Source organism: Oleiphilus sp. HI0125, assembly GCF_001635355.1.
This window is the reverse complement of the sequence record NZ_LWGF01000009.1, coordinates 1-646: the sequence shown is the minus strand read 5'-3', so window position 1 is coordinate 646 and position 646 is coordinate 1. Positions and strand designations below refer to the sequence as shown.

The 646-nt window shown below is 43.2% G+C and carries 1 protein-coding gene; it reads right to left on the bottom strand.

Features of this window, described 5'->3' with window-relative positions:
• The coding region (locus A3762_RS00505) for a hypothetical protein (RefSeq protein WP_156493086.1) at window positions 1-370 on the bottom strand (370 nt) is incomplete at its 3' end.
• Window positions 371-646 lie beyond the last annotated feature (276 nt).

The following is a 646-nucleotide window of genomic DNA, read 5'->3' as shown; positions in this document are numbered from 1 at the left end:
CTTTCGTTACAGCTTGAAAGTCAGCGCGCGCGGCCCAAGGCGCCTCTCCATCTAGCGAAGCAGGCAACCATGTCTGGCCTGCATCGCCACTCTTCCAGACATCATTACGAAATTCGCTATCGCCAAACGCTAAAGGAAACTGTTTGGGTATCCGACCACCAATAACATAAAAATTTCCACGCAAGCTGACAGCGGCCAACCCCGCCCATGGCTCCCAACCTGTGTTGATGCCGTCGTTAACTTCATGCCACTCAAATTTATTAAAGAAACGCGCTTCATCTGCTTTTGCGCTAGAAACCATCACTGACAAAATCAGGAGTAAAACTCCCAAAGAATAATACTTAATACTGCTGAACTGACTCTCCATCACGATATTCTCCGTATTTGCTTTTTATTGTTCGAAAATCACGATGAATCGCTCGGATTAGATCATTAAATAACCAGTCCTGACAATCTTTGTAGCATTGACACGGTGATTCAAACCACTCAATTTAAGATATTGGACTTAACCGCGCCGCAACTAAACCAGTAAAAATATACAGAGACGGTTGATGAAAGTAATAAGAAAAGAAGACCTGAATAACTACATCGGTATAGAAATGTCACCGACAGACTGGTTATTTAATGATCTAATCCGAGCGATTCA